5 protein-coding genes and 1 tRNA gene are annotated in these 6397 nt (G+C 46.2%); all 6 read right to left on the reverse strand.

Annotated features, from left to right (window positions below; genetic code table 11):
* Window positions 1–71 precede the first annotated feature (71 nt).
* Window positions 72–1100, reverse strand: coding sequence for a thiamine phosphate synthase (thiE, locus tag ANPL_RS03445; protein WP_236822801.1), 1029 nt, complete (start codon window positions 1098–1100; stop codon window positions 72–74).
* A gap of 68 nt (window positions 1101–1168) precedes the next feature.
* Window positions 1169–2011, reverse strand: coding sequence for a pyruvate, water dikinase regulatory protein (locus tag ANPL_RS03450; protein WP_169193362.1), 843 nt, complete (start codon window positions 2009–2011; stop codon window positions 1169–1171).
* 106 nt (window positions 2012–2117) lie between these two features.
* Window positions 2118–2966, reverse strand: coding sequence for an oxygen-dependent tRNA uridine(34) hydroxylase TrhO (trhO, locus tag ANPL_RS03455; protein ID WP_169193363.1), 849 nt, complete (start codon window positions 2964–2966; stop codon window positions 2118–2120).
* A gap of 1160 nt (window positions 2967–4126) precedes the next feature.
* The gene (gene fmt, locus ANPL_RS03460; protein WP_169193364.1) at window positions 4127–5035 is read right to left on the reverse strand and encodes a methionyl-tRNA formyltransferase; all 909 of its coding nucleotides are present in this window, start codon (window positions 5033–5035) and stop codon (window positions 4127–4129) included.
* A 26-nt stretch (window positions 5036–5061) separates the two neighbouring features.
* Window positions 5062–5134: transfer RNA gene (locus tag ANPL_RS03465), tRNA-Ile, on the reverse strand.
* A 336-nt stretch (window positions 5135–5470) separates the two neighbouring features.
* The coding region (locus ANPL_RS03470; protein WP_272899036.1) for a S16 family serine protease at window positions 5471–6397 on the reverse strand (927 nt) is incomplete at its 5' end.

Here is a 6397-nt window from a genome sequence, read left to right on the forward strand (position 1 = left end):
ATCCATTATGTATCACACCATTGGCTGTTACACTGAAACAGCATCGGTATCAAAAACATACCGCTCACACGCTAAATTCTGCCGCCTATATCACATGCTGATAAAAATTCTTCAATAACAGCTTTAGGATTATCTGCCGTGGTCACCGCTGAAATAACCGCTACACCGCCAACGTTACATTCTAGAACGTCGCTAACGTTGCTGAGCGTAATCCCGCCAATTGCGACCACACCACATGAGTTATATTCAACCCATTCCCTTAGCAGGTCGATCCCCTGTGCCCTGTATGGCATCTTCTTTGACGTAGTTCCATATATGGGACCTAGAGCAATGTACGATGGCTGGTAAAACCTTGCTCTGGCAAGTTCGTGGTAACAGTGAGTACTGATGCCTAGACACATTCCGGCAATTCTGTCCATGTCAACAGTTTTTATGTCGTCTTGCCCAAGGTGAACACCATATGCTCCATGTTTCTTCGCTATCTCCCAATAATCGTTCACTACGAGCGCTACATTGCTCCTTCGGGAGATTTCAGCGCATCGTTGAACTACTGCGTCAACTTCGTGGAGCGTCTTATCTTTTACCCGCAGCTGGATTACCTTCACACCACAACTGGCTACCAGTTCAAACCAACGCTCATCTGGAACAATTGGGTAAAAACCGATTCTGTCAACAACACAATAGCTAGGCAGCACTAACTGTTGGTCGGGGGCGCTGCTGGAAATGCTGGGGATATATCTTGCCATACTCACTGCCGCAACTGCACCTGCGGCGTCCTCCATAACCTTACTCGTTTTAGCCCTAGCTAGAACAACGCAGTCCAGATCAACATCCCTACTATTCTCACACCTGGAAACTGAACTCATAGAGCCAGAAGCGTCGCAGAATTCATTAGTCAAGATCTCAACATCCGTTTCAAAACCAAGACGATATTGAAACCACAGCTCTTCCGTGCCGTCATAATAGTAGTCAAAGCACAGAGAGTCAGCACCGCTGCAAACGTTTGCAACGTAGATATTCAGTTTTTTTCTGGCATAGTAGTCACGAGCAAACTCAGCTACATCAACCACACCGCACCCTGGGTTACCAACAAAGTACATGAAGATGAAACCACACCCTTAAAACCGCCACAGAATATTGGCAATCTGCTGAGCCATTTTTCACATTATCAACAAAACGTATCACCTCCTATCTTGTTGTTCTTCTTGTTGTAATGCTGAATTATAGTTGCCGCTATCTCTTCGATAGACTTCTGCGTTACATCTATCAGAGGCCACCTGTTTTTCGTGCAAACTTGCAAAACTTCGTTGATTTCCTGTTCAACTTGTTCATAGCTGATGTAGTTGCAGTTACTCTGGTGCTTCATGGAAATTAGCCTGTTACGCCGGATTTGGATCAGCCTATCTATATCAATAGTAAGCCCCACAACAAGCTTATCGGCCAAGATCGAGGGATCTATAGGCAATGCTATTGAGTGCACAAACGGAATATTTACCACCTTATATCCGCGATAAGCCAGGTATATACTGGTAGGAGACTTTGAAGTCCTCGAAACGCCAACTATCACTATGTCTGCTTGGTCAATATCCCAGAGACCCTGACCATCATCGTGCGAAATGGTGTAATTTATCGCATCTATCCTGTTAAAGTACTCGTCACTAAGACCATGAGGATTGGCGTTGGGGTCTTTAGTAACGCTGAGATAACACGAAATCTCCCTTATGATATGAGACAAAATCGGAATGCACCTGATGCTGCGTGCCCCTGCTTTTTTCTTGAGATACTCGCGTAGGTTATCGTCGAGCACCGTGTACATAATCAGATTATTTCTGCTGGTATCTATACTGGAAATTATGCTATCCACGTGGCGTTCACTGCCTACCAGAGACCACACAAACTCACTAACTTCAAGAGACTTAAAATGCTCCACAGCCGCTCTCGCGACCGATATAACAGTCTCACAAGTGGAGTCAGATACTAAGTGAAGATCCAAGGTAGCCTTAACACCCATACCAATAACCCGCTTATGCTGAAACCACACTCAAAAACACTGCACAGCAAACTGCAATTCCCAAAAACTAGAGGAAAAATGCGCACTATACCCCCAAGCACGAAACTTAGCCCATACTTGCTGGAGCCGCGGCCTCTTCACGGCATCTGCCACACACTACATGTCCTCTTGTTATGGAGTTCAAATCTACACTATGCACTTTCTCAGCACACTCCACACACTTCAAATCCCTGCTAGGCAGGACATTACGATCCACCGCAACGCGGTCATCAAAGACAAAGCAATCTCCTTCCCACGTGCAGCTCATGTTCTTTTTCGTTTCTAGATAATTCAGAATGCCACCCTTGAGGTGATACACATTCTTAAACCCCAAGCTCTTCATAAAAGCAGTGGACTTCTCACACCTAATACCCCCAGTGCAATACATTGCTACACAGTCATCCTTGTCTTTGTCCTCTGCCCATTTTCTGGCCCACTCCGGAAACTCCCTAAAGGTACTAGTTCCTGGGTTTATTGAGCTCCTAAACCTCCCAAACCTTATTTCATAGTCATTCCTGGTATCGATAACATGCACGCCCCGCTGGGAAACAAATGCGTCCCAAGCTTCTGGCTCGATGTATACCCCACTCGACGAACAATCAAAATCCTCTATCCCCAATCGCACAACCTCACTCTTTAGGAGCACTTTCATCTTGGAAAAAGGCGACTTATCCGCATAGCTCTTATGATGTTTTATGCCAGCAAGCCTATCATCCAAATCCAAGAAACTAAAAAACTCACTTATGGCCCCACCGCTGCCAGAAACAGTAGCATTTATCCCTTGTTCTGCCAGTATAACCGTCCCGGTCATACCGCAACCAACACAGAAATCCAGAAGCATGGAGCGCATATCATAATAATTATGCAAGTGGACAAAGCGGTAGAAGGCCGCTATGACAAAGCTACGGTCCGCCATAACACAACACATGAAACCCGTTAACAGCCCAATGCTATTCGAGAAAGGCTGCATTGTCAATTTATCACCACCTCCGTAAAACGGATTTCCGGCCATGGCTCATACAGAAGTTATAAAAACTTCCTGCAATTTCATTGACACAATATGCCTGAAAAAAACGCGGTATCCCTTCGAACAATTTCGTAACTAATTCAACTGGCGTTTAGGCCACTGGAAGTTCATCACCCATCGTGCTGCAGAACTATTTCCTTACTGTTCCCCCATAATACCCCGCACAAGACCTACTTATTGGCATATCAACTATCCTACGGCATCATCAACACTATCAGGATGATTGATGGGGTACCAAAATTACATGTCTGAGGACAAGATGCACTTGTGTCTATACATAATTGACTTGTCGTCTACCCACACATCCGGTAGGGAATGTAAATTAAGCGTTGGCACCGTGCTCTATCAAGTACTACTGCAATACATAGAAAGGTCCTCTGAAGCCTTATGGTGCACATAAAGCAGCCATATGTCATTTCATCCTAGCGCCAATAGGCGCGTATATGCGCCGCATATGGTGTGATAAATACCCTTCTGACTTGAGATACCAACGTCATAATGACTCTATGTAGAGACTTTAAGGAACTCTGCTTAAGTCCTTGCACACAACTGCCAACACCAAACAGGTCAATGCTAGAGTGGTCGCGAGCCAAACTGAACCACATGCTTGTCACCAAACCGAAAAACGAACCCACTTTGAACTATATAAAACCGCAGCAATCCCCCCCCCCCACCTGACAACCTAGAAAACTTGCAAAGAGGGCCTCAGATTCTCGACTCATCAGCCATAAAGCTGAACAGTTCCGCTCGACATAATGTAAGGCATCATTAGCACAAACCCATTTTCCCGGAGAACAGTTAAACTGCATACCCTTTCAGACCCCTGAAGAACGTCCCCGAATCAAACCGCAGCATGATAAATACACACGATATGGCACCATTAAAAATAGTAAAAGTCGCCAAATCCCGGAACGTATACTCCAGGAAACACCTGAGAATTTTTTATGTAACATAAAGCCATGCCACTCTGGATGGACTACAACTTCAATGTAATGATCCCAAAAAATATAGCACGGGTGGGTGAAGGCCAATAACCAGGCGAGCATCATCTACGTGACGGTAGGAATTGCTTTACCCTTGAAGCGACTCAGAAAGCTCTTTATGTCACAGGGAGTTCTTGATTCTGGCTGCACCACCTTAGGAGCAAGTATGGTTCCGAAGCCGCACTGGATCCGCATATCGTTGCCTACAACACTCCCGACACGCCCACTCTCGGCAGACTCATAACACCCCGCTTCCAAAAGCCTAACACGCTTGCCATCAAGCATAAAAAATACTTTTGGATATAGTGCCCTAATTTTTCGGCAAATGTCTTGTGCACTTTCGTTGAAGTTCACCCTGAATTCAGTCGGCTTATTAGCGAAGGTAACCTGTCCTTCATCCTGTGGCCTCGGCGTGATATTAGCAATATTTCCGAGTACTTCCAACAGCAGACGCGTGCCCATCTCGGCAAGCCTAGCGCTGAGATCATTTATATTTTCTTTATCACCGATCTCCGTTCTTTCCTGCAGATAAACATCACCTGCGTCCATGAGATTGTTCATCTTCATTATGCTCACGCCTGTAACGGCATCCCCAGCCATGATCGCACTCTGCACAGGAGCAGCTCCCCTCCATCGGGGCAACAATGAAGGATGTATATTCACGCAGCCAAACCTAGGCGTGGCAAGAGTCCACTCCGGCAACTTCAGCCCATATGAAGAAACAACTATAACATCGGGAGAGATCTCCCTGATTACAGCTTCTTCCCCCTCCGCTGTAAGCGAAGCAGGATACCGCACAGCAATCCCCACCTTTTCAGCCAATTCATGCACAGAAGTTTTAGCTAATAAGTACCCACGTCCTTTCGGTTTTGGCTGTTTTGTATATACAGCCACCACATCGTGAATACCAGAACCATGCAGACCAAGCAACGCAGGGATCGAGAATTTAGAAGATCCCATGAACACAACCCTCATGGGCGCCCCATACACCACAGCACATGTGGGGCTGGTAAGATTCGAACCTACGACCGCCTCGTTATGAGCGAGTCGCTCTAACCGCTGAGCTACAGCCCCTGAAGGCCAATTGTACGACACAGATCCGCAATTTACAACGAGTATTTCCTAGCAACCTGCGACCACCAATACTAAAAGATGATACACCCCCAGTTTTTGCAATACCAAACAGAAAGACTTTTCTCTAATATCCGACCACAAAAAAACAGCACAGTAAGCTGCTAGGTGACACACCTCGCTAGCACCCTTTAAAGTCCCAACCCATACTCTCCAATCTCCATAAATAAGCCAGTATTCTCAGACGTAGCAACACGCGGACCATCCCCTGCACACACACCAAACGCACAGAAGAGAAATCCCCCGAGAAACCCGTAAACCAGAGTGAGAGTCTATCAACTAATTAAATAAAGTGCAATCTCCATCGTTGGCACTCGCCACACCTGCCATGAACACCTCATCCTCGCTTAAAGGAACCACCGGAGCTAAAAGAGCACATGAAATCACTTCATCAACGCTTGACACCAGCACCAGCTCTATGCGACGCTTCACGCTCTCTGGAAGCTCGGCAACATCCTTCTTGTTCTTACTGGGGATAATCACAGTAGTTATCCCACCTCGCAGCGCAGCAAGGAGCTTTTCTTTCAACCCCCCTATCGGAAGCACACTTCCTCTCAGGGTCACTTCCCCAGTCATAGCAACAGTGTTTTTAACTGGTATCCCAGTCATCAACGACACTATGGACGCACACATCGCGATCCCCGCAGACGGTCCATCTTTTGGTATTGCGCCCTCTGGCACATGCACATGGATGTCATTCACTTGAAAGTCCTTGGAGCGAATGCCAAATGCTATGCAACACGATCGAACATAACTGTAAGCGGCCTTTACAGATTCCTGCATAACTTCCCCGAGCTTACCAGTATATTTTATGCTCCCTCTTCCGGGCATCATAACAGATTCTATAGTCAACAAGTCACCGCCTGTGTCAGTATAGGCCAAACCCGTAACCACACCAACGGCACTTTCCTTTTCCATCACCCCAAAATCATATTTTCTGGTCCCAGCGTACTCACCCACGTTATCACAGGTGACAGAAACACTCTTAACGTTTCTGTTAGTGAGAATCTCCTTGACTGCCTTCCTCATCAAAGATGATAACTCCCTCCTCAAACCTCTGACACCACTCTCCCTAGTATAATATCTAATGACCTCGTAAAGGGCCCCGGAAGATATTTCCCATTCCTTGTCTTTGAGCCCATGTTCTTTCTGCAAACTTGGAATCAAGTGGATGTTGGCTATGTTTAGCTTCTCCTCCTCCATATA

The organism is Anaplasma platys (assembly GCF_012790675.1).
Lineage (GTDB): Bacteria > Pseudomonadota > Alphaproteobacteria > Rickettsiales > Anaplasmataceae > Anaplasma > Anaplasma platys.